Origin of the sequence: Pseudomonas mercuritolerans (assembly GCF_025706525.1) — a bacterium.
In the GTDB taxonomy this organism is placed as follows: Bacteria; Pseudomonadota; Gammaproteobacteria; order Pseudomonadales; family Pseudomonadaceae; genus Aquipseudomonas; species Aquipseudomonas mercuritolerans.
Window position 1 is genome coordinate 296,373 of record NZ_JAMSHA010000008.1, and the last position, 25,114, is coordinate 321,486.

Below are 25,114 nucleotides of genomic sequence, written 5' to 3' on the forward strand. Positions count from 1 at the left end.
AGCATTCGCGAGCAGGCTCGCTCCCACAGATTGGAATGTATTTCCCCTGTGGGAGCGAGCCTGCTCGCGAAGCTTTTAAAGGGCCAGCGGCGCTCTTTCGCAGAGGGTCGCCAGCGCCTTGGCCCATTGCGGGTCGTCGTTCAGGCACGGCACCAGTACCAGTTCCTCGCCCCCCGCTTCGCGGAACTGTTCCCTACCGCGATCGCCAATCTCTTCCAGCGTCTCGATGCAGTCAGCTACGAACGCCGGGCACATCACCAGAATCTTTTTCACCCCGCTTTTCGCCAGTTCATCCAGCCGCGCTTCGGTATACGGCTCGATCCATTTCGCCCGGCCCAGGCGTGACTGAAACGACACCGACCATTTGCCGTCCGGCAGGCCCATGGTTTTGGCGAAGGCGGCGGCGGTACGGAAACACTGCGCGCGGTAACAGGTTGCCAATACCGCCGGCGAGGCGGTCTGACAGCAATCGGCGCCCTTGAGGCAGTGATTGCCCGTCGGGTCGAGTTTGCTCAGATGCCGCTCCGGCAAGCCGTGAAAGCTCAGCAGCAGATGATCGTAATCCTGCTGCAGATGCGGACGCGCACTGGCGACCAGTGCTTCGATGTATTCCGGCTGATCGTAGAACGGTTGCAGGATCGACAACTGGACATCGAGTTTCTTCTCGCGCAGCACGCGCCGGGCTTCTTCGATCACGGTGGTCGTAGTGCTGTCGGCGAACTGCGGATACAGCGGCGCCAGCGTGATCTTCTTATGTCCCGCTTTGACCAGACGCAGCAGACAGGTTTCGATCGACGGCTCGCCATAACGCATCGCCAGATCCACCGGGCCGTGTTTCCACGTGCGGGTCATCTGCTCCTGCAAGCGGCGGCTGAGCACCACCAGCGGCGAGCCCTCCTCCCACCAGATCGAAGCGTAGGCATGGGCCGATTGCTCGGGGCGCTTGATCAGGATCAGCGACACCAGCAACCGCCGCAGCGGCCATGGCAGGTCGATCACGTAGGGGTCCATCAGAAATTGATTGAGGTAGCTGCGCACATCGGCCACCGAGGTGGAGGCCGGAGAGCCCAGGTTGACCAGAAGCAAAGCGTGATCGGTCATGCAACGTCCTATTTCAGAGGCGGCTGGAGAGATCATCCAGAGCCGCGCGTAAATCCGTAAAGCGGAAAGCGAACCCCGCTTCGAGCAAGCGTGCCGGCGTGGCGCGCTGGCCGCCGAGCAATAACAGTGACAGTTCGCCGAGCATTACCTTCAGCGCCAGGGTCGGCATCGGCATGAACGCCGGGCGGTGCAACACACTGCCCAGCGTCTTGGCAAATTCGCGGTTGCGCACAGGTTTCGGCGCGCAGGCATTATAAGGACCGCTCGCCTGATTCCGGTGCAGAAGAAAATCAATCAGGGCGATTTGATCGTCGATATGAATCCACGGCATCCACTGCCGACCATTGCCCAAAGGCCCGCCCAGCCCGAGCTTGAACGGCAGCAACAGCCGCGACAAAAAGCCGCCCTCGGCCGACAGCACCAGACCGGTTCGCACCAGCATCACGCGTATGCCGAGGTTCTCGGCACGCAGCGCGGTTTCTTCCCAGGCGATGCACAACTGACTGGCGAAGTCGTCGATGCCGGGCGGCGATTCTTCAGTCAACTCGCGTTCGCCACCGTCGCCGTACCAGCCGATCGCCGAGCCGGAAATCAGCAGCGACGGTTTCTGCGCACGAGTTTCCAGCCACGCCAGCAGCGTTTCCGTCAGGGTGATGCGGCTGCTCCACAGCAACGCCTTGCGGCGATGGGTCCAGGGGCGGTCGGCAATCGGCGCGCCGGCGAGATTGACGATCGCATCCAGCGGATCTTCGCCGAGGTCTTCCAGACGGGCAATCCCGCGCACTTGCGCGCCGCAGATCTGCGTGACCTTTTCCGCGCGGCGACTCCACACCGTCAGGCGATGGCCCTGCTCCAGCCAGTGTCGGCAGAGCTGACGTCCTATCAAACCAGTACCGCCGGTCAGCAATATGTGCATGACATCTTCCTCGCGTGGCGTTTAACCCGGATCACTAGTCTATTTTTATAGGCAGGGATCTTTTCGATCGGGCAGGCTCTATGGTTTAACAATAGGCCAAGCTGTCAGAACGAGAACGCTAGAAGTTATACCAAAAAACAGAATTGTACAGGTTTGATCGACGGCGTAGTCTGTACAGAAAGGTAAACGAGGCCCCTATGACTGTACCTATCGCAATCATCGGCACCGGCATCGCCGGGCTCTCCGCCGCCCAGGCTCTGACAGAGACCGGGCATACCGTTCAACTGTTCGATAAAAGCCGCGGCAGCGGCGGGCGCATGTCGAGCAAGCGCAGCGACGCTGGCTCGCTGGACATGGGCGCTCAATACTTCACCGCGCGCGACCGGCGCTTCGTCACCGAGGTGCAGCGCTGGCAGAGCCAGGGCTGGGCCGCCGAATGGACGCCGCAGCTGTACACCTTCCAGGGCGGGCAACTGAACATGTCGCCGGACGAGCAGACCCGCTGGGTCGGCACGCCGCGCATGAGCGCCATCACCCGTGGCCTGCTCGATGGTCTGGATGTGCAGTTCGCCTGCCGCATCACCGAAGTCTATCGCGGTGAAGAACACTGGCATCTGCAGGACGCCGACGGCTGCACCCACGGCCCCTTCAGCCATGTGGTGATCGCCACACCAGCGCCGCAAGCCACCGCGTTGCTGGCCGCCGCACCGAAACTTGCCGGCGTCGCAGCCGGGGTGAAAATGGAGCCGACCTGGGCCGTCGCCCTCGCCTTCGAAACTCCACTCGATACGCCAATCGAAGGCTGCTTCGTGCAGGACAGCCCGCTCGACTGGCTGGCGCGCAACCGCAGCAAACCCGGGCGCGACAGCACGCTTGACACCTGGGTGCTGCATGCAACCAGCGCCTGGAGCCGGCAACATATTGATCTGTCCAAGGAAGCAGTGATCGAGCATTTGCACGGTGCTTTCGCCGAACTGCTGCACAGCGCCATGCCTGCGCCGACCTTCAGCCTCGCCCACCGCTGGCTCTACGCCCGCCCCGCTACCGGCCATGAATGGACCACGCTGGCCGATGTCGATCTGGGCCTGTACGCCTGTGGCGACTGGTGCCTGTCAGGCCGCGTTGAAGGCGCCTGGCTCAGTGGTCAGGAGGCTGCACGTCGCTTGCACGAACACCTGCAATGAATCGCATCAATCCGCGCAAATTGCTGCTGTCGAAGTGGACAGCAGCCCAGCCGCAAAACCGCGAAAAACATTTTCTGGTGACCGAACTGATCCGCGACGAGGAAGGTACGGTGCTGGAAGTTGAATTGCAGGCGGTGCTGACCCAGCGTAGCGAGCGACTGGATTGGCAGGTGCTGAAAGACAGCGAGAACTGGTTACTCGGCTGGAAATAGATTTCCCTTGTGGGAGCGAGCCTGCTCGCGAATGCGCTGTGCCAGATGCGGATTCACTGACTGACACACCGCTTCGCGAGCAGGCTCGCTCCCACAGTGTTCTTGGTGAACCCAAAAAAGTTATACAAATCATTTGACTTGTACATCCATCGATCTATGCTGAGGAAAAGTTGTACAGAGATAACTCTCTGTACAGGTATAGATTCGAGGTGCTCATGTCTACTGCTTCCCTGTCCAAGCCGAAGATCGCCATCAGCGCCTGCCTGTTGGGCGAAGAAGTGCGCTACAACGGTGGGCACAAGGAATCGCGGCTGTGCAGCCGTACCCTCACCGAATATTTCGATTTCGTCCCGCTGTGCCCGGAAGTCGCCATCGGCATGGGCATTCCCCGTGAGCCGATCCGGCTGGTCGGCGACCCGGAGCAACCCGAGGCCGTCGGTACCGTCGACCGCACTATCAACGTCACCAGGCCGCTGGCCGAGTACGGCGAGAAAATGGCCGCCGAGTTGCAGGACCTGTCCGGCTACATCTTCATGCAGCAGTCGCCCTCCTGCGGGCTGGAACGGGTCAAGGTCTATCACGACAACGGCGCGCCAGTGAATGGTGGCGGACGCGGCATCTATGCGCAGGCATTTTGCGCACAACATCCTGACCTGCCCGTGGAAGAAGCCGGGCGCCTCAACGATCCGGTGCTGCGGGAAAACTTCATCACTCGCGTGTTGGCCTACAGCGCATGGCAGCAAGTGCTGGCCGAGGGCCTGACCCGCCGCGCGCTCACCGAATTCCACTCGCGCTACAAGTACCTGCTGATGGCGCACAACCCGCTGCAATACAAAAACCTCGGCAAATTGCTCGGCAACATGGCCGACAGCGATCCCGCCGAACTCGGCCCACGCTACTTCAGCGAACTGATGGCCGCGCTGAAGAAATGCGCCACACGCGGTACTCACTGCAACGTGTTGCTGCACCTCAGCGGATATTTGAAACAATCGCTAAGCGCCGAAGACAAACAGGAAATGCAGCAGATCATCGGCCAGTACCGCCAGGGCATCGTGCCGCTGGTGGTGCCGCTGACACTGCTCAAACACCACTTTCGACTCCATCCGGACCCGTACATCGCACAGCAGGTTTACCTGCAGCCGCATCCGGAAAACCTCAGTCTGCGAAACTCGATCTGATGAACGATAAAACCGACAGCAGCGCCCAGGAAGACCTCGGCGCCGACTTCAAGAAAGCCCTCGACGAGGGCTGGTTGCCGATTCGCGAAGTCGCGCGGCAGACCGGCGTCAACGCCATCACTTTGCGTGCGTGGGAACGTCGCTATGGGTTGGTGGTGCCGCAGCGCACGCCCAAGGGTCATCGGCTCTACAGCGCTGAACATGTGCAGCGGATCATGGCCATCCTCACTTGGCTCAACCGTGGGGTGGCGGTCAGCCAGGTCAAGCCACTGCTCGACGCGCCGCAAGCCTTCACCGAAACCGTGGAGAACGACTGGCAGCGTCTGCGCCAGACTTTGCTCTCGGCAGTCACCGCACTGAATGAGCGCACGCTGGATGACAGCGTCAATCAGGCCATCGCCCTGTACCCGCCACGGACCTTGTGCGAGCAATTGCTGATGCCGTTGCTGGCCGAGCTCGAACAGCGCTGGCAGGGCCAGTTCGGCGCGCAGATGGAGCGCACGTTTTTCTATTCCTGGCTGCGCAGCAAGTTCGGCGCACGCATCTACCATAACAACCGCCAGTTGCATTCGGCGCCGCTGCTGTTGATCAATCATTCCGACCTGCCGCTGGAGCCGCATCTGTGGCTGTGCGCATGGCTGATCAGCAGTGCCGATTGCCCGGTGCAGGTGTTCGACTGGCCGCTGCCTGCCGGTGAGCTGGCGCTGACCGTCGAGCATCTGCAAGCCCGTGGTGTGCTGTTGTATTCGAGCAAAGCCATGCAATTGGCGCAGTTGCCCAAGCTGTTGGCGAACGTCAATTGCCCGACCCTGATTGCCGGCCCCACGGTGCACATTCACCACACCGAGCTGTCAGCACGCACCGCCCAAGCCACCGATCTGTTCCTGGCCGAAGATCCGCTAGCAGCCCATCAGGCGCTGCTCGAGCGCGGATTGATTTGATGATGGGTTTAATCACATGCAATTGATCTGGCTGCGCAGCGACTTGCGCCAACATGACAACACTGCCCTCGCGGCCGCCGCAGCGCGCGGCCCGACGGTGGCGGTGTATCTGTTGAGTCCGCAGCAGTGGCTGGAACACGATGATGCACCGTGCAAGGTGGATTTCTGGCTGCGCAACCTGCGCGAACTGAGCCAGAGCCTCGGCACGCTGAATATCCCGTTGTTGATTCGCAGCGCGCCGCACTGGGATCAGGCACCGGCAGAGTTGCTCAAGCTCTGTCGGCAATTGAAGATCGAAGCAGTGCATGTCAACGAGGAATACGGCGTTCACGAAAGCCGCCGCGATGAAGCCGTGGCCGACACGTTGCGAGCCGAGAGCATTGAGTTCCACAGCTATCTGGATCAGTTGCTGTTCAAACCCGGGACGGTGCTGACCAAGACCGGCACCTATTTCCAGGTGTTCAGTCAGTTCCGCAAGGTCTGCTACGAGCGCCTGCATCGCTCGATGCCGGCCTTGGTCAAAGCACCGGGCAAACAGGCCGCCCTGGATATTGCCAGCGATGCGATTCCCGAGGCTGTCAAAGGCTTCGCCACACCGAGCGAATCCCTGCGCGCCTTGTGGCCGGCCGGCGAGCAAGAAGCGCGGCGCCGGCTCGACACCTTCACCGATGCGCAGATCGATTATTACCGCAGCGAGCGCGACTTCCCGGCCAAACCGGGCACCAGCCAACTGTCGGCGTACCTCGCCGCGGGGGTGATCTCGCCACGCCAGTGCCTGCACGCCGCACTGCAAAGCAATCAGGGCGAGTTCGAAAGCGGCAAGGTCGGCGCGGTCACATGGATCAACGAGTTGCTGTGGCGCGAGTTCTATAAACACATTCTGGTCGGCTACCCACGCGTCTCCCGGCATCGCGCCTTCCGCCCGGAAACCGAAGCGCTGGCCTGGCGCGATGCGCCGGAAGAACTCAAGGCCTGGCAGGAGGCACGCACCGGACTGCCGATCATCGACGCTGCGATGCGCCAATTGCTGGAAACCGGCTGGATGCACAATCGCCTGCGCATGGTCGTGGCGATGTTCCTGACCAAAAATCTGTTGATCGACTGGCGCGAGGGTGAACGCTTTTTCATGCGTCACCTGATCGATGGTGACCTGGCGGCGAACAATGGCGGCTGGCAATGGAGCTCGTCCACAGGCACCGACTCGGCGCCGTACTTCCGCATTTTCAACCCGCTGAGCCAGTCGGAAAAATTCGATGCCGAAGGCGTGTTCATCAAGCACTGGTTGCCGGAACTGGCCGGGCTCAACAAGAAGGAAGTGCACAATCCGGCGGCAGCCGGAGGACTGTTCGGCGTGGCCGATTATCCGGCCCCGATCGTCAACCTCAGCGCTTCACGCGAGCGCGCGCTGACGGCGTTCAAGAACCTGCCGTCGCGCCAGCCTGTCGGCGGCAGCGATGAGTGACTTCCTGCGCAGCTTCGCCCGCGAGTTTTCCGGGTTGAACAGAGACAACCTGTATCGCCTCGGCGAGCTGTACAGCGACGACATTCATTTCACTGATCCGCTGCACGAAGTTCAGGGCCTGGCACAACTGCAGGATTACTTCAGTGAGCTGTACGCCAACGTCAGCGATCTGCGTTTCGATTTTCACGGCTTTGACCAGATCCGCGAAGGTGAGGGTTACCTGCGCTGGGTCATGAGTTATCGCCATCCGCGCCTGGCCAAGGGCCGGGAAATCAGGGTCGGTGGCTGTTCGCACCTGCTCTGGCGCGACAAGGTTTATCGCCATCGGGATTATTTCGATGCCGGGGCGCTGCTGTATGAACACTTGCCAATATTGGGCCGGGTGATTGCCTGGCTGAAAAGGAGAATGGGATGAGTCGTACACCTCCACGGCGGTATTGGTTGACCGGCGCCAGCAGTGGCATCGGTGCAGCATTGTGTGAGGACATCTTGAAAAGCGGCGCGCATCTGGCGGTCAGCTCGCGCTCGACTGCGCCGCTGAAAGTCTTGTCCCAGCGTTATCCGGGACAGGTGCTGGTGGTGCCCGGCGATCTGACCAACAGTCAGACCGTGCGCGAAATCGGTGAGCAGATCGGCGCGGCCTGGGGTTCGCTGGACAGCGTGATTCTCAACGCCGGCACCTGTGAATATGTCGACGCGCGCCAGTTCGATTCGTCGATCATCGAGCATGTGGTGCGCACCAATCTGCTCGCCAGCAGCTATTGCATCGAAGCCGCCTTGCCGCTGCTGCGCAAAGGCACCGCGCCGCACCTGGTCGGCATGGCCAGCTCGGTGACCTACCTGCCGCTGCCACGGGCCGAAGCCTATGGCGCATCGAAGGCCGGGCTGCGTTACCTGTTCGAATCGCTGCGCATCGATCTGGCGGATGAAGGCATTGAAGTCACCATCATCAGCCCGGGTTTTGTCGAAACGCCGCTGACCGAGAGGAACGATTTCCCGATGCCGCTGAGCTGGCCTGCGGATAAAGCGGCGCGGCACATCTTCGCCAAACTCAAGGACCGTCCGCTGGAAATTGCCTTCCCGGGGCTGTTCATGGCCGCGCTGTGGCCGCTGTCGAAACTGCCCGCCCGCGCGCAACTGGCGATCGGCAAACGCATGGTGCGCAAGAACCCTCCGCAGCGGGACCCGATATGAAAATCGCCGTAATTGGCAGCGGTATCGCCGGGCTCACCTGCGCCTACCTGCTGAACCGCCGCCACGACATCACCGTGTTCGAAGCGAGTGACTGGGTCGGCGGCCATACCCACACCGTACCGGTCAGCGTGGCCGGGCAGTCGTTCGCCATCGACACCGGTTTCATCGTGTTCAACGACTGGACCTACCCGAACTTCATTCGTTTGCTCAACCAGCTTGGCGTGGCGTTCAAGCCGACCGAAATGAGCTTTTCGGTAACCGATCCGGACACCGGCGTGGAATACAACGGCAACAACCTCAACAGCCTGTTTGCCCAGCGCAGCAATCTGTTGTCGCCGGGGTTCTGGGGCATGCTGCGCGACATTCTGCGCTTCAACAAAGAAGCCCAGCGCGACCTGATGGAACTGCGGATTGCCGCCGACACCACCCTCGACGATTACCTCAAGGCCGGCGGCTACGGCGAGCGTTTCGTCCTGCATTACATCGTGCCGATGGGCGCGGCGATCTGGTCGATGCCGATGGCGGAAATGCTCAACTTCCCGCTGCAATTCTTCCTGCGCTTCTTCAAGAATCATGGCCTGCTTTCAGTCAGCGATCGTCCGCAGTGGCAGGTCATTGAAGGCGGTTCCAGTGCCTATGTGGCGCCGCTGACCGCTTCGTTCAGCGACAGGATCCGCCTGAACTGCCCAGTCAAGCGCGTCGAGCGCAACCAGCACGGCGTGGTTATCCACAGCCCGGCCGGCCTCGAACATTTCGACAAAGTGGTGTTCGCCTGTCACAGCGATCAGGCGCTGAACCTGCTGGCCAACCCGAGCGACGCCGAGCGTTCGATTCTCGGTGCCCTGCTCTACGCCGACAACGACGTCGTGCTGCACACCGACACGCGCCTGCTGCCAACGCGCAAACTGGCCTGGGCCAGCTGGAACTATCGCCTCGGCGGCGCCGGCCATACGCGCGCGGCGGTCACCTACAACATGAACATCTTGCAAGGCATCGAAAGCGACACCACGTTTTGCGTCAGCCTCAACCAGACCGCCGGCATCAGCCCCGATAAAGTGCTGGCCCGTTACACCTATGCCCACCCGCAATACACGCTCGCCGCAGCGGCCGCGCAAAACCGTTGGGGCGAACTCGATGGCGAGCAGCACACGCATTATTGCGGCGCCTACTGGGCCAACGGCTTTCATGAAGATGGCGTGGTCAGCGGGCTGCGCGTGGCCGCCGCGTTCGGTGAAACCCTGTGAACAGCGCTCTGTACAGCGGCGTCATCGGCCACCGACGTTTTGCCCCGCGCCGCCACGAATTCCGCTACCGCATCGGCCTGCTCTATCTCGACCTGAGCGAACAGGACGCCGTACTGGCCCTGTCGCCACTGGCGGGGCGCAGCCGCTTTGCGCCGTTCTCGTTTCGCGAAACCGATTACCTCAAAGCCTTCACCGGCAAGGGCATGCGCCTGATCGACGCCGTGCGCCAGCAGGTCGGCGCAGCTATCGGTCATGAGCCACAAGGCGCGGTGTGCCTGCTGACCCAGCCGCGCAGCTGGGGGCTGTCGTTCAATCCGGTGAGTTTCTTCTATTGCCATGAAGCCGACGGACAACTCGCGGCGATCGTTTGTGAAGTAACCAATACGCCCTGGCGCGAGCGTTATCACTATGTGCTGCCGGCGCAGGTGCCGACCAGCCTGGTGGATTTCCATCAGCATTTCGCTGTGGCCAAGGCGTTTCACGTCTCGCCGTTTCTGCCCCGCGACCTCGAATACCGCATGAGCTTCAGCCCCGCTGCGCAAAGCCTTGGCGTGCACATGGCCGATTGGCAGGGCAACGAGAAACTGTTCGACGCCACGCTGAATCTGCGCCGCGAGCCGCTCGATCGGCGCAGCCTGCACCGCTACCTGCGGCGCTTCCCGTGGATGACCGCAAAAACCGCTTTGGCGATTTATTGGCAAGCACTGCGACTGCTACTCAAGCGCGCGCCGATCTTCGCTCACCAGGCTGCCGACGGCAGCTTTCAAACCGCCACTGTGCCTCCGAAGGAGCCGCACCATGAAATCCTCTAGCCTGCCGCTCGGTCGCTTCAGCACCAACGGTTTGACCGGCTCGCTGCTGCGCCGTGGCGTGTTGCGCCAGTTGGCGCAGCTCAAACACGGACAATTGATGGTCGTCGAGGATGGCGAACAAATGCTCTTCGGCACGCCGGGCAGCGCCCTGCTCGGCGAAGTCCATGTACTCGACCCGGCCCTGTGGGGCATGGTCGCCGGCAACGGCTCGATCGGCGCCGGCGAAGCATTCATCCACGGCTACTGGAGTTCGCCGGACCTGACGGCTGTGGTGCGCGTATTCGTCAGCAATCTCGATGTGCTCGATGCAATGGAGGGTGGCCTGGCGCGACTCGGCCGCCCCTTTGTGCAAGGGCTGCACTGGCTCAATCGCAACACGCGCAAGGGTTCGCAGAAAAACATCGCCGCGCATTACGACCTCGGCAATGAACTGTTCGAACAGTTTCTCGACCCGACCATGATGTATTCCGCCGCCCAGTTCCTTTCGCCGAGCGACACCCTGGAACAGGCGCAACTGAACAAACTCGAGCGCATCTGCCAGAAACTCGCGCTCAAGCCCAGCGACCACCTGCTGGAAATCGGCACCGGTTGGGGCAGCATGGCCCTGTACGCAGCGCAGCATTACGGTTGCCGCGTGACCACTACGACGCTGTCGAAAGAGCAGTTCGCGTTCACTGCCAAGCGCATCGAACAACTTGGCTTGCAGGATCGCGTCACCTTGCTGCTCAAGGATTACCGCGACCTAAGCGGCGAGTACGACAAACTGGTGTCGATCGAGATGATCGAAGCGGTCGGCCATCGGTTCCTGCCCACCTACTTCAAGCAATGCGCGCAGTTGCTCAAGAGCAACGGCCTGATGCTGCTCCAGGCGATCACCATTCGCGAGCAACGCTACGAACAGGCCAAGCGCAGCGTCGACTTTATCCAGCGCTACATCTTCCCCGGCGGCGCCCTGCCCTCGGTGCACAAGATGCTCGATGTGGTCAGCCGCGAAACCGACATGAACCTGCTGCACATGGAAGATTTCGGCCTGCATTACGCCAAGACCCTGCGCCTGTGGCACGAGAACTTTCGCCTCGCCCACGGTCGCCTGAGCGAACTGGGCTACGACGATTATTTCCTGCGTTTGTGGGAGTTCTATCTGTGCTACTGCGAGGGCGGATTCCTCGAACGCACCATCGGCACCGCGCAATTGCTGCTGGCCAAACCGGCGGCGATGACCGCGCCGCTGCTCGGTCGCTTCGATGCGTGAACGTGTCGCCAACGCCGTGCTGTTTCAGCTCGGCTGGCTGGCCTGCGTGCTCGGCGGCAACAGTTTGTGGCTGCTGCTGGCACTGGCGGCACTGGTGATTCATCTGCGCTGGATCAGCAGTTGGGCGGCAGAAGGTCGTTTGATTCTGTGCGTAGTGATTGTCGGCACGGCGGTGGACAGTGTCTTGCGTTACCTCGGCGTGTTCCTTTTTGAAGACGCCTCGCCGCTGATTCCGCTGTGGCTGATGCTGCTGTGGGCGCTGCTCGCCACCACGTTGCGCCACTGCCTGGCCTGGAGCGCGCGGCCATGGTGGCTGGCCAGCGGACTTGGCGCGGTGGGCGGCGCATTGTCGTACTACGCTGGCGGTCGCCTGGCCGGCGTGCAATTTCCCTACGGCGAGGCGGCGACGCTGGTCGTTATCGGGCTGCTCTGGGCAGGCTTGTTCCCACTGTTGCATTTGATGGCGCGGCGTCTGGCGCCGTGAGCGTCCGTCAGCGCTTTCACACCCACAGCGATCACTGCCTTACACTGCCACGATGAAAACCATCCCCCACACCCAAATCGCCGAACCGGCGGTCACCTGCTCGACCTGCGCGGCGTGCTGCTGCCAGCTCGAAGTGATGCTGATCACCGACACCGGCGTGCCTGATCGCTTTATCGATACCGATGAATGGGGCGGTGAAGTGATGCTGCGTCTGGACGACGGCTGGTGCGCGGCGCTGGATCGCGACAGCATGATGTGCACGATCTATGAACGACGCCCGCTGATTTGCCGCGAGTTTGAAATGGGCGCGCCGGAGTGCATCGAAGAGCGCCGGGGTATTGCGACAGCCTACCGCTGATTCTTTGACAACGCAGAAACAACTGTGGGAGCGAGCCTGCTCGCGAAGCGGTGTGTCAGCCACCATTTGAATTGACTGACACTCAGCTTTCGCGAGCAGGCTCGCTCCCACGTTGGTTCCGCGTAGCGGCGTGTTACAGCGGCATTGTGTAATGCAGCGCGTAGCTTTCTACACCATCGTTGTCGCTGGACAGGCCGGCGTTGGAGTAGTGCGTGGCGCGGATGCCGACTTCGTGACCGCCGTTGAAGCGCAGGCCGACACCGATGCGGTCTTCGAACTGGAAGGACCCGCCCAGCTTGTTGCTCTCATATTCGGTGTTGGAGAAGAACGCCGCGCCGATACCCGCTTCAACGTACGGTTTGACCGACTGACCGGCAAATTCGTAAACGAAGACAGGCGAGAACGACAGGCTGTTGTTGCTGGAAGTCTTGTCACCTTCCCAATACGTGTAGGCACCGCTCCAGTAGCCGGTCAGGCGACCGACGTCGCTCTGCAGCCAGCTCTTGTCCCAGTCGAAATTCATGCCTAAGCGATACGTCATTGTCGAATCGCTGGTACCGCCGACGGCGAATTCAACGCCAGCGGCTTGTGCAGAAATGCTTTGCCCCATCAGTGCGGCCGCAATCGCGGCCAAGCAGAATAGTCGCTTCACTTTGAAACTTCCTTTTCCGGAACGATCGTTTGGTTTTTAGTTGCTGCTGTCGCTATAGAAATCCGCGCTTGGTCAGAAGTTCAGCGTTTTTTCAGTTATTTCACATTTTTTTTACAAGTCGAAGTTTTGCACATTCGACGCAATTTGGCCCAGCAACGGTAGGATTTTTCTGAGAGATTGCGGATCACCGCTGGTCCAGAACTTCACCGGCAGGTTTGGTCCCTGGGCGAGCAGATCGCGCTCATTGAGCAAGCGCTCCAGCTGCCGGGCCACGGCAGCTCCGGTATCGATCAGGCTGACATCGTCGGCGATCATCGACCGTAGTAGCGGTTTTAGGAAAGGATAATGGGTGCAGCCCAAGATGATCGTGTCGCAGCCCTGAGCCAGTAAAGGCGCGACGTAGCCCCGCAGTAAGGTGCGCAATTGAGGGCTATGCAGGTCGCCACTTTCAATCAGCTCGACCAGCCCCGGACACGGCTGAGTGATGACTTTTATGTCAGCCGCGAAACGATCGAGCAACGCGGCGAACTTGGCGCTCTGCAACGTACCTGTCGTTGCCAGCACGCCAACCACGCCACTGCGCGTTGCCGCTGCGGCCGGTTTGACCGCCGGTTCCATGCCGACAATCGGCCAGTCGGGAAAGTCGCGACGCAGGTCGGCAACACCGGCCACGGTCGCGGTATTACACGCCAGCACCAGAGCCTTGGCGCCCTGTTCGCGGAAAAAACCGGCCATCACACTGCAACGCTGACGGATGAATTCCGGGCTCTTTTCGCCGTAGGGAATGTGCCCGCAATCGCCGACATAGAGCAGCGATTCATTGGGCAACAAGCGTTGGATTTCGCCGAGAACCGACAAGCCGCCGACCCCGGAATCGAACACGCCGATCGGCGCTTCACGCATGGCGCGCGCCACAGACGCTGCAACCCGGATCACGCTTGACCCGCAGCTCACGGAACCGCGAACCCAGAGCGTCGATCAGCAACAAACGCCCCATCAAGGGTTCGCCAAAGCCGACCAGCACCTTCAACGCTTCCAGCGCCTGCAAGCTGCCGACCAGGCCGACCAGCGGCCCCACCACGCCAGCCTCGCTGCAGGTCAGTTCGGCTTCGCTGCCGTTTCCGTACAGGCAGTGGTAGCAAGGGCTTTCGGCACGCCGTGGATCGAACACCGACAGTTGCCCTTCCAGACGAATCGCCGCGCCGCTGACCAATGGCTTGCGCGCAATAACACAGGCGGCGTTGACCGCCTCACGCGTAGAGAAATTGTCCGAGCAATCGAGCACCAGATCCACCGCCGCCACCGCTGCGGCGAGGCAATCCTCGTCCAGCGCCTGTCGGTGAGCGACCAGTTCAATTTCGGGATTGATCGCGCCCAGGCGCTTGAGCGCCGAGTCGACCTTGGACATGCCGACACTGTCGGTGTCGTGAATGATCTGCCGTTGCAGGTTGGTCAGGTCGACCGTGTCGAAATCCGCCAGATGCAACTCGCCGACGCCCGCTGCCGCCAGATACAACGCCACCGGCGCGCCGAGACCGCCGAGGCCGACGATCAGCACGCGGCTGGCCTTGAGCTTCAGTTGCCCGTCGATATCGATGTGTTGCAGCAGAATCTGCCGGCTGTAGCGCAGCAATTCCTGATCATTCAGCACGGCAGGCGCCCCAGACTGATGCGTTGATGGCCGCCCAGATCGGTGCGGCTATGGACTTCTGCAAAGCCACGAGTCAGCAGCAGATCACGCACGGCTTCGGCCTGATCATAGCCGTGTTCGAGCATCAGCCAGCCTCCGGCATCAAGATGATCCGGCGCCTGCGCAACAATCAGGCGCAGATCGTCGAGGCCATCTTCACCGGCGACCAGCGCACTGGCCGGTTCGAAGCGTACATCGCCCTCGACCAGATGCGGATCGGCGGCGGCAATGTACGGCGGGTTGCTGATGATCAGATGGAAGCGCTGGCCTGCAAGTGCGCTGAACCAATGGCTGCTCAGCACCGTAGCGTTGTTCAGGTGCAGACGCTGGCGATTGCGTTCGGCCAGGGCCACGGCTTCAAGCACACGATCGACGGCGGTGACTTTCCACGCCGGGCGTTCGCTGGCCAAAGCCAAAGCAATCGCGCCACTGCCGGTGCCCAAGTCGAGCACCTTGGCCGGGGTTGCCGGCAGCAGCTCAAGGGCTGCCTCTACCAAAAGTTCTGTATCGGGACGCGGGATCAGCGTGTGCGGCGCGACTTCCAGATCGAGTTTCCAGAAGCCCTGCTGGCCGAGAATGTAGGCCACCGGCTCGCCACTGCGGCGGCGTTGCAAATACTCGGCAAAGGTCAGCGCAGCCTCGCTCGGCACGATGCGCTCGGGCCAGGTGTGCAGAAAGCTGCGCGACTTGCCCAGTGCGGCGGCCAGGAGCAATTCAGCGTCCAGACGCGCAGTCGGCGAGTCCGGCAACTCGGCAGCGCGCAACAGGCTGGCGATGATGGTCATTTATTCACCTATCGCTGCGAGTTGGTCAGCCTGATATTCGGCCAGCAACGGCTCGATCACGGCTTCGACGCCACCGGCGAGAATTTCATCCAGGGAATACAGGGTCAGATTGACGCGATGATCAGTGACCCGCCCCTGAGCGTAGTTATAAGTGCGGATGCGCTCGGAACGGTCGCCGGAACCGACCAGCAACTTGCGCTCACTGGCAATCGCGTTGGCTGCCGCTGCGTTCTGCTGATCGTTGAGTTTCGCCGACAGCCACGCCATCGCCCGGGCACGGTTCTTGTGCTGGGAACGTTCTTCCTGACATTCGACGACGGTGCCGGTCGGGATGTGGGTGATGCGGATCGCCGAATCGGTGGTGTTGACGTGCTGACCACCAGCGCCGGAGGAACGGTAAGTATCGACGCGCAGATCTGCCGGGTTGATCTCGATGGCTTCGCGCTCGTCCGGCTCGGGCAATACCGCCACGGTGCAGGCCGACGTGTGGATCCGGCCCTGGGATTCGGTAGCCGGTACGCGCTGGACGCGGTGTGCGCCGGACTCGAATTTCAACTTGCCGTAAACGTTGTCGCCTTCGATGCGCGCGATGACTTCTTTATAGCCACCATGCTCGCCTTCGTTTTCCGAGAGGATCTCGACGCGCCAGCCACGCCGCTCGGCATAACGCGAGTACATGCGGAACAGGTCGCCGGAGAAGATCGCCGCCTCGTCGCCACCGGTGCCGGCGCGGATTTCGAGGAAGACGTTGCGCCCGTCATTCGGATCTTTAGGCAGCAGCATGCGCTGCAGATCGGATTCCAGCGTGACCAGCAACTCCTTGGCTTCGCGAACTTCTTCCACGGCCATTTCGCGCATGTCCGGGTCGTTGTCCTTGAGCAGCGCCTGCGCGCCTTCAAGATCGCTTTGTACGCCGAGCAGCTTTTTATAGGCGGCCACTACCGGCTCGAGTTCGGCGTACTCTTTGGAATAGGCGCGGAATTTGGCCTGATCGGCAATGACTTCACCGTCGCCGAGCAGCGCGGTCAATTCCTCGAAACGGTCCTGGAGAATGTCCAGCTTGTTGAGCAGTGACGCTTTCATTGCGGTTTTTTATCCGAAAAACTATCCGGTGAGCCCTCAAGGGCAAAGAGTTCCTGGGCCATGGCCAGCGCATCGAGGCGGCCTTCGGCAGACAGCTTTTTCAACTGCACGCTGGGCGCATGCAAGAGTTTGTTGGTCAGGCCACGGGCCAGTTGCCCGAGCACGTCTTCGGCGTTGCCGCCGTTGGCCAGCAGACGCAGGGCTTTTTGCAGCTCCTCGTCGCGCAGGCGTTCGCTCTGTTGACGATAGGCCTTGAGCACATCGACCGCCGCCAGTTCGCGCAGGCGCACCATGAAATCGTCGGCGCCGACCGAGACCATTTCCTCCGCCGCTTGCGCAGCGCCCTGACGGCTCTTGAGGTTCTCGGCGACCACTTCGTGGAGATCGTCGACGCTGTACAGGTAAACGTCGTCCAACTCGCCGACTTCCGGCTCGATATCCCTCGGTACCGCAATGTCGACCATGAAGATCGGCTTGTGCTTGCGCAGCTTCAGCGCACTTTCCACCGCACCCTTGCCGAGGATTGGCAACTGGCTGGCGGTCGAACTGATGACGATATCGCTGCGCACCAGCTCCGCCGGAATGTCCGAGAGCAGCACCGCGTGAGCGCCGAACTGCTCGGCCAACTGACTGGCGCGCTCCAGCGTGCGGTTGGCAACGACGATGCGCTTGACCCCCAGCTCATGCAAATGGCGCGCGACTAAAGTAATCGTCTCACCGGCACCGATCAGCAGCGCCTGGCTGCGTTGCAGATCGCTGAAAATCTGTTTCGCCAGGCTCACTGCGGCAAACGCCACCGACACCGGGTTCTCGCCAATCGCAGTATCGGTACGCACCTGCTTGGCGGCATTGAACGTTGCCTGGAACAGCCGCCCCAGCAACGGACCGATGGTGCCGGCCTCGCGGGCCACGGCGTAGGCCGATTTCATCTGACCGAGAATCTGTGGTTCGCCCAGCACCAGCGAGTCGAGCCCGGAAGCGACGCGCATCATGTGACGAACAGCCGCATCGTCTTCATGCACATAGGCACTGGCGCGCAGCTCGTCGAGGCTCAGATGGTGATAATCGGCCAGCCAGCGCAGCACGACATCGGCCGACAGCTGATCCTGTTCTATATAAAGCTCACTGCGATTGCAGGTGGAGAGGATCGCGGCTTCGCGGCTGTCGGTCAGTCGGCAGAGCTGCTGCAAGGCCTCCACCAGCTGCTCAGGGGTAAAGGCCACGCGCTCGCGGACGTCTACTGAAGCAGTCTTGTGGTTGATACCGAGTGCAAGGAAGGCCATTCAAGGTCGCTGGTGGTGACGTGAAGCCGGCAATTGTCCTACTTCGAAAGATTCAGAACAACTACCGCTGACTATTGTCCCAATCGTCAGCCCCTATAATGGCCACAATTGAGTCTCGGTTATGTTTGGCCGAAGGCTTGTGTCATGATGATCCGACCGCAGGTTAGTCGTCCTCTTCCTATATGAATAGATCTTCCGCGTTGCTCCTCGCTTTTGTCTTCCTCAGCGGCTGCCAGGCCATGGCGCCCGTTGCGCCGGACGGCACCCCACCGGTCGAAGACACCACGCCCGCCCCTGAAAAGCCCAAGGTTTACGGCTCGTTCAGCGAGGAAACCGTGTTCAGCCTGCTGAGCGCCGAACTCGCCGGCCAGCGCAATCGTTTCGACATTGCCCTGGACAATTACGTGACCCAAGCGATCAACACCCAGGATCCGGGCGTCTCCGAGCGCGCTTTTCGCATCGCCGAATATCTGGGCGCCGATCAACCGGCCCTCGACACCGCGCTGATCTGGGCGCGCAACGCGCCGGACGATCTCGAAGCGCAACGCGCCGCCGCCGTGCAACTGGCCCGCGCCGGGCGCTACGACGACTCCATGGTCTATATGGAGAAAGTCCTGCAGGGCAAGGGCGACACCCATTTCGATTTCCTTGCGCTGTCGGCCGCCGACACCGATCAGGAAACCCGCAACGGTCTGATGAAAAGCTTTGACCGTTTGCTCCAGCGCCACCCGAACAACAATCAGCTGATTTTCGGCAAGGCTCTGCTGTTGCAACAGGACGGCGACAATCAAGGCGCGCTGACTCTGCTCGAAGACAACCCACCGGAAGACGGCGAAATCGCACCGATCCTGCTGCGAGCGCGCCTGCTGCAATTGCTCAACCGCGGCGATGAAGCGCTGCCGCTGTTGCAGAAAAGCATCAGGAAATACCCCGAAGACAAGCGCCTGCGCCTGACTTACGCGCGCATGCTGGTCGAACAGGACCGCATGGACGACGCCAAGGCCGAATTCTCCACCCTCGTTCAGCAATACCCGGAAGACGACGAACTGCGTTATTCGCTGGCTCTGGTGTGCCTGGAAGCCAAGGCGTGGGATGAGGCCAAGGGTTATCTGGAAGACCTGATCGCCCGCGAAAGCCACGTCGATTCAGCGCATCTGAACCTTGGCCGGATTGCCGAAGAGCGCAATGACCCGCAAGGCGCGCTCATCGAATACGCCCAGGTCGGCCCGGGCAATGACTATCTGCCGGCACAGCTGCGTCAGGCCGATATCCTGATGAGCAACGGCAAGACCGCCGAAGCGCAGAGCAAACTGGCCGCCGAGCGGGACGAGCAACCGGATTACGCGATTCAGCTGTATCTGATCGAATCGGAAAGCCTGTCGGCCAACAAACAGGACGACAAGGCCTGGAAGGTTCTGCAACAAGCGCTGCAGAAGTATCCGGACGATCTCAATCTGCTTTACACCCGCGCCATGCTCGCGGAAAAACGCAATGACCTGGCGCAGATGGAGAAAGACCTGCGCCTGATCATCAAGCGCGACCCGGACAACGCCATGGCGCTGAATGCGCTGGGCTACACCTTGTCCGATCGCACCACCCGCTACGCTGAAGCGAAAACGCTGATCGAGCAGGCGCACCAGATCAATCCGGAAGACCCGGCGGTTCTCGACAGCCTCGGCTGGGTCAATTATCGCCTGGGCAATCTGGACGACGCGGAGAAATACCTGCGCCAGGCGCTCGAGCGTTTCCCCGACCACGAAGTCGCCGCGCACCTTGGCGAAGTCCTCTGGGCCAAGGGCAATCAACGCGAAGCCAAACAAGTGTGGGGCAAGTTCCTCAAGGATCAGCCCGACAGCACCATTCTGCGCAGCACCATCAAGCGCCTGACCGGATCCGAGAATCTTTAAACCATGCTTTTGCGCCACGTTATTGTTTTCAGCTTCATCGCCCTGCTCGCCGGCTGTTCGGGTTTCGGCACTCGCGAATCGGTCGAGGGTCACGGCAGCCCGGCCCAGTGGGCGGCAAACAAACAGCAACTGACCGGCCTTGATGGCTGGCAGATCGACGGCAAGATCGGCATCCGCGCGCCGAAGGATTCCGGCAGCGGCACGCTGTTCTGGCTGCAGCGTCAGGACTACTACGACATTCGCCTGTCCGGCCCGCTGGGCCGTGGCGCGGCACGCTTGACCGGGCGTCCGGGCAAGGTGTCGCTGGAAGTCGCCAACCAGGGCCGCTACGAATCGCAATCTCCTGAAGCCTTGCTTGAAGAGCAACTGGGCTGGAAATTGCCGGTGTCGAATCTGGCCTGGTGGGTTCGCGGTCTGCCTGCTCCGGAAAGCAAAAGTCGCTTGAACCTGGACGCCGACAGTCGCTTGGCCAGCCTTGAGCAGGACGGCTGGAAAGTCGAATACACCGCCTACACCGAACAGAATGGTTATTGGCTGCCCGAGCGCATCAAGCTGCACGGCACCGACCTCGACGTGACGCTGGTGATCAAGACCTGGCAACCGCGCAAGTTGGGGCAATAACGCATGACCGCTGCACGCCTGACCCTGCCCTCGCCGGCCAAACTCAACTTGATGCTGCACATTCTCGGTCGCCGTGAAGACGGTTATCACGAACTGCAGACGCTGTTTCAGTTTCTCGATTACGGCGATGAACTCACTTTCGCCGTGCGTGACGACGGTGCGATCCAGTTGCACACCGAGTTCGCCGGCGTGCCCCACGACAGCAACCTGATCGTGCGCGCGGCGAAGATGTTGCAGCAACAGTCCGCCTGCGCGCTCGGTATCGACATCTGGATCGACAAAGTCCTGCCCATGGGCGGCGGCATCGGTGGCGGCAGTTCGAATGCGGCGACGACTTTGCTCGGCCTCAATCATTTGTGGCAACTGGGCTGGGATGAAGATCGTCTCGCCGCACTGGGCCTGTCACTCGGTGCCGACGTACCGGTGTTCGTCCGTGGCCATGCGGCATTTGCCGAGGGTGTTGGCGAGAAACTGACCCCGGTCGACCCCGAAGAACCGTGGTATCTGGTGCTCGTGCCGCAAGTCGCTGTTAGTACGGCAGAAATTTTTTCCGATCCTTTGTTGACACGTAACACACCGCCCATTAAAGTGCGCCCCGTTCCCGAGGGAAACAGTCGAAATGACTGCTTGCCGGTGGTAGCAAGGCGTTATCCAGAGGTACGTAACGCATTGGATTTGTTAGGTAAATTTACCGAAGCAAAGCTCACCGGAACTGGAAGTTGTGTGTTTGGGGGCTTCCCAAGCAAAGCTGAAGCTGATAAAGTCTCGGCCCTTCTGACAGAGACCCTTACAGGGTTTGTAGCGAAAGGAAGCAACGTTTCGATGTTGCATCGCAAGCTGCAAAGTCTGCTCTAAAGGAATCAAGTGCCCGGCACTTGAAAGCAACAGATACAGGGGCGTCGCCAAGCGGTAAGGCAGCAGGTTTTGATCCTGCCATGCGTTGGTTCGAATCCAGCCGCCCCTGCCATTTTCTCTACTCATCCAGGTTACCCTCAGCCTCTAGGTACTGCGCGTGTCCAAGATGATGGTCTTTACGGGGAATGCCAACCCCGATCTGGCTCGGCGTGTCGTACGTCAGCTGCATATCCCTCTCGGTGACATCTCTGTCGGCAAGTTTTCCGACGGCGAAATCACAGCCGAGATCAATGAAAACGTTCGCGGTAAAGACGTCTTCATTATTCAGCCGACCTGCGCTCCGACCAACGATAACCTGATGGAACTGGTAGTGATGGCTGACGCCTTCCGCCGCTCCTCGGCTACTCGTATCACTGCTGTTATTCCTTATTTTGGTTATGCCCGTCAGGATCGCCGTCCGCGTTCCGCACGTGTGGCTATCAGCGCGAAAGTCGTTGCTGACATGCTTACCGTAGTCGGCATCGACCGTGTTCTCACGGTTGATCTGCATGCTGACCAGATTCAGGGTTTCTTCGATATTCCGGTAGATAACATCTACGGCTCCCCGGTTCTGGTGGATGACATCGAAGATCAGCGCTTCGAAAACCTGATGATCGTGTCCCCGGACATTGGTGGCGTCGTGCGTGCACGGGCTGTTGCCAAGTCGCTGGGCGTCGATCTCGGGATCATCGACAAACGCCGTGAGAAAGCCAATCACTCTGAAGTGATGCATATCATCGGTGATGTCGAAGGGCGTACCTGTATTCTCGTCGATGACATGGTCGATACCGCCGGCACCCTGTGCCATGCGGCCAAGGCCCTGAAAGAGCATGGCGCAGCCAAGGTCTTTGCCTATTGCACACACCCTGTGCTGTCGGGCCGGGCCATCGAGAATATCGAAAATTCCGTGCTGGACGAGCTGGTGGTGACCAACACCATCCCGCTGTCCGCTGCAGCACAAGCCTGTGCACGTATCCGCCAACTGGATATCGCACCGGTTGTTGCCGAAGCGGTTCGCCGCATCAGCAATGAAGAATCGATCAGCGCGATGTTCCGTTAAGGGCCCTGCCCTTTACGAAATGTCTCGTTGACGAAAAGCGCCCCGCCCCGGCATTCCTGTCGGGGCGGGGCTTTTTTGCCCATACCGTGTTCGGCGCTGGTCGCAAACGCCACTCGGTCATGGCTATTTTGGAGATACAAAATGAACGATTTTACTCTGAATGCTGAAGTGCGTTCCGACCTGGGGAAAGGTGCGAGCCGCCGCCTGCGTCGTCTCGCCGCTCTGGTTCCAGCTGTTGTTTACGGTGGCGACAAAGCCCCTGAATCCATCAGCATGCTGGCCAAAGAAGTTGCCAAACTGCTCGAAAACGAAGCGGCTTACAGCCACATCATCGAGCTGAACGTTGGTGGCACCAAGCAGAACGTCATCATCAAGGCTCTGCAGCGTCACCCGGCCAAAGGCCACGTGATGCACGCTGACTTCGTACGCGTTGTTGCCGGCCAGAAACTGACCGCCATCGTGCCTGTACACTTTGTTGGCGAAGAAGCTCCAGTGAAGAAAGGCGGCGAAGTTTCGCACGTTGTTGCTGAAATCGAAGTGACCTGCCTGCCAAAAGATCTGCCTGAGTTCATCGAAGTCGACCTGTCGAAAGCAGAAATCGGCACCATCATCCACCTGTCGGACCTCAAAGCTCCTAAAGGTGTTGAGTTCGTTGCTCTGGCACACGGCGATGACAAGGCTGTTGCCAACGTCCACGCTCCACGTGTAGCTGCAGAACCTACCGAAGAAGGCGCAGCAGAGTAATTCACTCTGTCATGCCGGAGTGAGCAAGTAACATCGCGGACTGGAACGTAGCGAGAAAGCGGGCGAGAACGCGGAGTTTACATCCATGGTAAATGAGCATTTTTCGTCCACTTTCGCCGCTTTCCCCGATCGCGGCGATGTTATCCACCACTCCAAGGAAGGGCCCCTATCGTGACTGCCATCAAACTGATCGTTGGCCTGGGAAATCCAGGCGCTGAATACGAACAGACCCGGCATAACGCAGGGGCCCTTTTTGTTGAGCGCATCGCCCACGCACAGAATGTGAATCTTGTGGCCGATCGCAAATATTTCGGCCTGACCGGGCGCTACTCGCATCAGGGTCAGGATGTTCGTCTGCTGATTCCCACCACCTACATGAACCGCAGCGGCCAGGCCGTGGCGGCACTCGCCGGTTTCTTCCGCATCAAGCCTGAAGAAATCCTCGTGGCGCATGACGAACTCGACTTGCCTCCGGGCGTTGCCAAGCTCAAGCAGGGCGGCGGCCATGGCGGTCACAACGGGTTGCGCGACATCATTGCGCAACTGGGCAATCAGAATACGTTCTACCGCCTGCGGCTTGGCATCGGCCACCCGGGCGTTGCCAGTATGGTTTCAAATTTCGTCCTGGGTCGTGCGCCACGCGCCGAACAGGAAAAACTCGATGCCAGCATCGACTTTGCCCTCGGCGTGCTGCCGGATATCCTCGCCGGGGAATGGAACCGCGCGATGAAAAACCTGCACAGCCAGAAGGCCTGACTTTTACCCGAGGGGAAACACCATGGGATTCAATTGCGGCATCGTCGGCCTGCCTAACGTCGGCAAGTCCACCCTGTTCAACGCCCTGACCAAATCCGGTATCGCGGCCGAGAACTTCCCCTTCTGCACCATCGAGCCGAATAGCGGCATCGTGCCGATGCCGGATCCGCGTCTGGAAGCTCTGGCGGCCATCGTCAATCCGAAGCGCATCCTGCCGACCACCATGGAGTTCGTCGACATCGCCGGCCTCGTCGCTGGCGCCTCGAAAGGTGAAGGCCTGGGCAACAAGTTCCTGGCCAACATCCGCGAAACCGACGCTATCGCTCACGTGGTGCGCTGCTTCGAAGACGACAACGTGATTCACGTGTCCAACAGCGTCGACCCGAAACGCGACATCGAAATCATCGACCTTGAACTGATCTTCGCCGACCTCGACAGCTGCGAGAAGCAACTGCAGAAAGTCGCGCGCAACGCCAAGGGCGGTGACAAGGACGCCGTGGTTCAGAAGGCTCTGCTCGAGCAACTGATCGCGCACTTCACCGAAGCCAAACCGGCGCGCAGCCTGATGAAGAACATGAGCGCGGATGAGAAAGCCGTGATCAAGGGCTTCCACCTGCTGACCACCAAGCCGGTCATGTACATCGCCAACGTTGCCGAAGACGGTTTCGAGAACAACCCGCACCTGGATGTGGTCAAGGCCATCGCCGAAGAAGAAGGCGCCATGGTCGTTCCGGTGTGCAACAAGATCGAAGCGGAAATCGCCGAGCTCGATGACGGCGAAGAAAAAGACATGTTCCTCGAGGCCCTGGGTCTGGAAGAGCCTGGCCTGAACCGCGTGATCCGCGCCGGCTACGAAATGCTGCACCTGCAGACCTACTTCACCGCCGGTGTCGAAGAAGTCCGCGCCTGGACCGTCAAGGTCGGTGCCACCGCACCACAGGCCGCTGGCGTGATCCACACCGACTTCGAAAAAGGCTTCATCCGTGCCGAAGTCATCGCCTACAACGACTTCATCCAGTACAAAGGCGAAGCCGGCGCCAAAGAAGCCGGCAAGTGGCGCCTGGAAGGCAAGGATTACATCGTCAAGGACGGCGACGTAATGCACTTCCGCTTCAACGTCTGAGCAACAGCCGCACACGAAAAAGCCGCGTTTGATACGCGGCTTTTTTGTGCCTGAAATTCAGTGACTGAGTACATTTCCCTGTGGGAGCGAGCCTGCTCGCGAATGCGGCGTGTCAGCTAAGCATTCGTCAACTGACACACCCATTCGCGAGCAGGCTCGCTCCCACAGTTCGATTCGT

27 protein-coding genes and 1 tRNA gene are annotated in these 25,114 nt (G+C 60.5%); 20 read left to right on the plus strand and 8 right to left on the minus strand.

Translation table 11 applies throughout. The annotated features are described in order from the left end of the window. Positions 1 to 75 precede the first annotated feature (75 nt). On the minus strand, positions 76 to 1,101 hold the full coding sequence (hemH, locus tag ND528_RS22620; protein WP_212617115.1) for a ferrochelatase: 1,026 nt from the start codon (positions 1,099 to 1,101) through the stop codon (positions 76 to 78). Positions 1,102 to 1,114: 13 nt separating this feature from the next. Continuing rightward, a complete protein-coding gene (locus ND528_RS22625; protein ID WP_212617116.1) occupies positions 1,115 to 2,017 on the minus strand; it encodes a TIGR01777 family oxidoreductase in 903 nt (300 codons plus the stop codon). A gap of 197 nt (positions 2,018 to 2,214) precedes the next feature. Here ND528_RS22625 and ND528_RS22630 point away from each other — a divergent pair, with 197 nt between their 5' ends. From ND528_RS22630 to ND528_RS22685, 12 genes are all read left to right on the plus strand, one after another. Next, positions 2,215 to 3,201 carry an NAD(P)/FAD-dependent oxidoreductase gene (locus ND528_RS22630; protein WP_130909546.1) on the plus strand — a complete coding sequence of 329 codons (987 nt, stop codon included), beginning with the start codon at positions 2,215 to 2,217 and terminating at the stop codon, positions 3,199 to 3,201. Further along, complete coding sequence (locus ND528_RS22635) at positions 3,198 to 3,413, plus strand: TIGR02450 family Trp-rich protein (protein WP_130909547.1); 216 nt, start codon at positions 3,198 to 3,200, stop codon at positions 3,411 to 3,413. Before ND528_RS22630 ends, ND528_RS22635 begins: the two co-directional genes overlap by 4 nt. A gap of 215 nt (positions 3,414 to 3,628) precedes the next feature. Next, positions 3,629 to 4,591: a YbgA family protein gene (locus ND528_RS22640; RefSeq protein ID WP_212617117.1), complete on the plus strand. Its 963-nt coding sequence runs from the start codon at positions 3,629 to 3,631 to the stop codon at positions 4,589 to 4,591. After that, positions 4,591 to 5,532 (plus strand): MerR family transcriptional regulator, encoded by a 942-nt coding sequence (locus ND528_RS22645; RefSeq protein WP_263471279.1) that lies wholly within the window; start codon positions 4,591 to 4,593, stop codon positions 5,530 to 5,532. Before ND528_RS22640 ends, ND528_RS22645 begins: the two co-directional genes overlap by 1 nt. A gap of 16 nt (positions 5,533 to 5,548) precedes the next feature. Further along, positions 5,549 to 6,994, plus strand: coding sequence for a deoxyribodipyrimidine photo-lyase (phrB, locus tag ND528_RS22650; RefSeq protein WP_137214154.1), 1,446 nt, complete (start codon positions 5,549 to 5,551; stop codon positions 6,992 to 6,994). Beyond that, positions 6,987 to 7,409: a nuclear transport factor 2 family protein gene (locus ND528_RS22655; RefSeq protein WP_263471280.1), complete on the plus strand. Its 423-nt coding sequence runs from the start codon at positions 6,987 to 6,989 to the stop codon at positions 7,407 to 7,409. The genes phrB and ND528_RS22655 overlap by 8 nt, the downstream gene beginning before the upstream one ends. Then, positions 7,406 to 8,188 carry an SDR family NAD(P)-dependent oxidoreductase gene (locus ND528_RS22660; RefSeq protein WP_137214156.1) on the plus strand — a complete coding sequence of 261 codons (783 nt, stop codon included), beginning with the start codon at positions 7,406 to 7,408 and terminating at the stop codon, positions 8,186 to 8,188. The genes ND528_RS22655 and ND528_RS22660 overlap by 4 nt, the downstream gene beginning before the upstream one ends. Continuing rightward, positions 8,185 to 9,432: an NAD(P)/FAD-dependent oxidoreductase gene (locus tag ND528_RS22665; protein ID WP_263471281.1), complete on the plus strand. Its 1,248-nt coding sequence runs from the start codon at positions 8,185 to 8,187 to the stop codon at positions 9,430 to 9,432. The genes ND528_RS22660 and ND528_RS22665 overlap by 4 nt, the downstream gene beginning before the upstream one ends. Further along, the gene (locus tag ND528_RS22670; RefSeq protein ID WP_137214158.1) at positions 9,429 to 10,244 is read left to right on the plus strand and encodes a DUF1365 domain-containing protein; all 816 of its coding nucleotides are present in this window, start codon (positions 9,429 to 9,431) and stop codon (positions 10,242 to 10,244) included. Before ND528_RS22665 ends, ND528_RS22670 begins: the two co-directional genes overlap by 4 nt. Next, positions 10,231 to 11,496, plus strand: a complete 1,266-nt coding sequence (locus ND528_RS22675) for an SAM-dependent methyltransferase (RefSeq protein ID WP_137214159.1) — start codon at positions 10,231 to 10,233, stop codon at positions 11,494 to 11,496. Before ND528_RS22670 ends, ND528_RS22675 begins: the two co-directional genes overlap by 14 nt. After that, positions 11,489 to 11,980, plus strand: a complete 492-nt coding sequence (locus ND528_RS22680) for a DUF2878 domain-containing protein (protein ID WP_263471282.1) — start codon at positions 11,489 to 11,491, stop codon at positions 11,978 to 11,980. The genes ND528_RS22675 and ND528_RS22680 overlap by 8 nt, the downstream gene beginning before the upstream one ends. Before the next feature lie 52 nt (positions 11,981 to 12,032). Continuing rightward, positions 12,033 to 12,338, plus strand: a complete 306-nt coding sequence (locus ND528_RS22685; protein WP_024014290.1) for a YkgJ family cysteine cluster protein — start codon at positions 12,033 to 12,035, stop codon at positions 12,336 to 12,338. 133 nt (positions 12,339 to 12,471) lie between these two features. Here ND528_RS22685 and ND528_RS22690 read toward each other — a convergent pair whose 3' ends face one another. From ND528_RS22690 to hemA, 6 genes are all read right to left on the minus strand, one after another. Continuing rightward, positions 12,472 to 12,990: an acyloxyacyl hydrolase gene (locus ND528_RS22690; RefSeq protein ID WP_122507863.1), complete on the minus strand. Its 519-nt coding sequence runs from the start codon at positions 12,988 to 12,990 to the stop codon at positions 12,472 to 12,474. 111 nt (positions 12,991 to 13,101) lie between these two features. Next, complete coding sequence (gene murI / locus ND528_RS22695) at positions 13,102 to 13,893, minus strand: glutamate racemase (protein WP_263471283.1); 792 nt, start codon at positions 13,891 to 13,893, stop codon at positions 13,102 to 13,104. After that, positions 13,886 to 14,641 carry a molybdopterin-synthase adenylyltransferase MoeB gene (locus ND528_RS22700; RefSeq protein WP_263471284.1) on the minus strand — a complete coding sequence of 252 codons (756 nt, stop codon included), beginning with the start codon at positions 14,639 to 14,641 and terminating at the stop codon, positions 13,886 to 13,888. The genes murI and ND528_RS22700 overlap by 8 nt, the downstream gene beginning before the upstream one ends. After that, the gene (gene prmC / locus ND528_RS22705; protein ID WP_263471285.1) at positions 14,635 to 15,465 is read right to left on the minus strand and encodes a peptide chain release factor N(5)-glutamine methyltransferase; all 831 of its coding nucleotides are present in this window, start codon (positions 15,463 to 15,465) and stop codon (positions 14,635 to 14,637) included. The genes ND528_RS22700 and prmC overlap by 7 nt, the downstream gene beginning before the upstream one ends. Further along, a complete protein-coding gene (gene prfA / locus ND528_RS22710; protein ID WP_016773210.1) occupies positions 15,466 to 16,548 on the minus strand; it encodes a peptide chain release factor 1 in 1,083 nt (360 codons plus the stop codon). It lies immediately after the preceding gene. Further along, positions 16,545 to 17,831 (minus strand): glutamyl-tRNA reductase, encoded by a 1,287-nt coding sequence (gene hemA / locus ND528_RS22715; RefSeq protein ID WP_016773209.1) that lies wholly within the window; start codon positions 17,829 to 17,831, stop codon positions 16,545 to 16,547. The genes prfA and hemA overlap by 4 nt, the downstream gene beginning before the upstream one ends. A gap of 182 nt (positions 17,832 to 18,013) precedes the next feature. On the opposite strand from hemA, the gene ND528_RS22720 reads away from it, so the two are divergent. The 8 genes from ND528_RS22720 to ychF all read left to right on the plus strand — a co-directional run bounded on the left by ND528_RS22720 (position 18,014) and on the right by ychF (position 24,936). After that, positions 18,014 to 19,738: a tetratricopeptide repeat protein gene (locus ND528_RS22720; RefSeq protein ID WP_024014295.1), complete on the plus strand. Its 1,725-nt coding sequence runs from the start codon at positions 18,014 to 18,016 to the stop codon at positions 19,736 to 19,738. A gap of 3 nt (positions 19,739 to 19,741) precedes the next feature. After that, positions 19,742 to 20,359 (plus strand): lipoprotein insertase outer membrane protein LolB, encoded by a 618-nt coding sequence (gene lolB, locus ND528_RS22725; protein ID WP_016773207.1) that lies wholly within the window; start codon positions 19,742 to 19,744, stop codon positions 20,357 to 20,359. A 3-nt stretch (positions 20,360 to 20,362) separates the two neighbouring features. Next, positions 20,363 to 21,214 carry a 4-(cytidine 5'-diphospho)-2-C-methyl-D-erythritol kinase gene (ispE, locus tag ND528_RS22730; RefSeq protein WP_263471286.1) on the plus strand — a complete coding sequence of 284 codons (852 nt, stop codon included), beginning with the start codon at positions 20,363 to 20,365 and terminating at the stop codon, positions 21,212 to 21,214. Positions 21,215 to 21,251: 37 nt separating this feature from the next. Then, a tRNA-Gln gene (locus tag ND528_RS22735) sits at positions 21,252 to 21,326 on the plus strand. 45 nt (positions 21,327 to 21,371) lie between these two features. Next, positions 21,372 to 22,313: a ribose-phosphate pyrophosphokinase gene (locus ND528_RS22740; protein WP_003171603.1), complete on the plus strand. Its 942-nt coding sequence runs from the start codon at positions 21,372 to 21,374 to the stop codon at positions 22,311 to 22,313. A gap of 141 nt (positions 22,314 to 22,454) precedes the next feature. After that, positions 22,455 to 23,057 (plus strand): 50S ribosomal protein L25/general stress protein Ctc, encoded by a 603-nt coding sequence (locus ND528_RS22745; RefSeq protein WP_016773204.1) that lies wholly within the window; start codon positions 22,455 to 22,457, stop codon positions 23,055 to 23,057. A 171-nt stretch (positions 23,058 to 23,228) separates the two neighbouring features. Continuing rightward, positions 23,229 to 23,813 carry an aminoacyl-tRNA hydrolase gene (pth, locus tag ND528_RS22750; RefSeq protein ID WP_016773203.1) on the plus strand — a complete coding sequence of 195 codons (585 nt, stop codon included), beginning with the start codon at positions 23,229 to 23,231 and terminating at the stop codon, positions 23,811 to 23,813. A 22-nt stretch (positions 23,814 to 23,835) separates the two neighbouring features. Then, positions 23,836 to 24,936 carry a redox-regulated ATPase YchF gene (gene ychF / locus ND528_RS22755; protein WP_016773202.1) on the plus strand — a complete coding sequence of 367 codons (1,101 nt, stop codon included), beginning with the start codon at positions 23,836 to 23,838 and terminating at the stop codon, positions 24,934 to 24,936. The last annotated feature ends 178 nt before the right edge of the window (positions 24,937 to 25,114 follow it).

Bases quoted from the DNA above. Each gene is read 5' to 3' on its own strand.
- hemH (WP_212617115.1), bottom strand. From the start codon at position 1,101: ATGACCGATCACGCTTTGCTTCTGGTCAACCTGGGCTCTCCGGCCTCC.
- ND528_RS22625 (WP_212617116.1), bottom strand. From the start codon at position 2,017: ATGCACATATTGCTGACCGGCGGTACTGGTTTGATAGGACGTCAGCTC.
- ND528_RS22630 (WP_130909546.1), top strand. From the start codon at position 2,215: ATGACTGTACCTATCGCAATCATCGGCACCGGCATCGCCGGGCTCTCC.
- ND528_RS22635 (WP_130909547.1), top strand. From the start codon at position 3,198: ATGAATCGCATCAATCCGCGCAAATTGCTGCTGTCGAAGTGGACAGCA.
- ND528_RS22640 (WP_212617117.1), top strand. From the start codon at position 3,629: ATGTCTACTGCTTCCCTGTCCAAGCCGAAGATCGCCATCAGCGCCTGC.
- ND528_RS22645 (WP_263471279.1), top strand. From the start codon at position 4,591: ATGAACGATAAAACCGACAGCAGCGCCCAGGAAGACCTCGGCGCCGAC.
- phrB (WP_137214154.1), top strand. From the start codon at position 5,549: ATGCAATTGATCTGGCTGCGCAGCGACTTGCGCCAACATGACAACACT.
- ND528_RS22655 (WP_263471280.1), top strand. From the start codon at position 6,987: ATGAGTGACTTCCTGCGCAGCTTCGCCCGCGAGTTTTCCGGGTTGAAC.
- ND528_RS22660 (WP_137214156.1), top strand. From the start codon at position 7,406: ATGAGTCGTACACCTCCACGGCGGTATTGGTTGACCGGCGCCAGCAGT.
- ND528_RS22665 (WP_263471281.1), top strand. From the start codon at position 8,185: ATGAAAATCGCCGTAATTGGCAGCGGTATCGCCGGGCTCACCTGCGCC.
- ND528_RS22675 (WP_137214159.1), top strand. From the start codon at position 10,231: ATGAAATCCTCTAGCCTGCCGCTCGGTCGCTTCAGCACCAACGGTTTG.
- ND528_RS22680 (WP_263471282.1), top strand. From the start codon at position 11,489: ATGCGTGAACGTGTCGCCAACGCCGTGCTGTTTCAGCTCGGCTGGCTG.
- ND528_RS22685 (WP_024014290.1), top strand. From the start codon at position 12,033: ATGAAAACCATCCCCCACACCCAAATCGCCGAACCGGCGGTCACCTGC.
- murI (WP_263471283.1), bottom strand. From the start codon at position 13,893: ATGCGTGAAGCGCCGATCGGCGTGTTCGATTCCGGGGTCGGCGGCTTG.
- prmC (WP_263471285.1), bottom strand. From the start codon at position 15,465: ATGACCATCATCGCCAGCCTGTTGCGCGCTGCCGAGTTGCCGGACTCG.
- prfA (WP_016773210.1), bottom strand. From the start codon at position 16,548: ATGAAAGCGTCACTGCTCAACAAGCTGGACATTCTCCAGGACCGTTTC.
- hemA (WP_016773209.1), bottom strand. From the start codon at position 17,831: ATGGCCTTCCTTGCACTCGGTATCAACCACAAGACTGCTTCAGTAGAC.
- ND528_RS22720 (WP_024014295.1), top strand. From the start codon at position 18,014: ATGAATAGATCTTCCGCGTTGCTCCTCGCTTTTGTCTTCCTCAGCGGC.
- lolB (WP_016773207.1), top strand. From the start codon at position 19,742: ATGCTTTTGCGCCACGTTATTGTTTTCAGCTTCATCGCCCTGCTCGCC.
- ispE (WP_263471286.1), top strand. From the start codon at position 20,363: ATGACCGCTGCACGCCTGACCCTGCCCTCGCCGGCCAAACTCAACTTG.
- ND528_RS22745 (WP_016773204.1), top strand. From the start codon at position 22,455: ATGAACGATTTTACTCTGAATGCTGAAGTGCGTTCCGACCTGGGGAAA.
- ychF (WP_016773202.1), top strand. From the start codon at position 23,836: ATGGGATTCAATTGCGGCATCGTCGGCCTGCCTAACGTCGGCAAGTCC.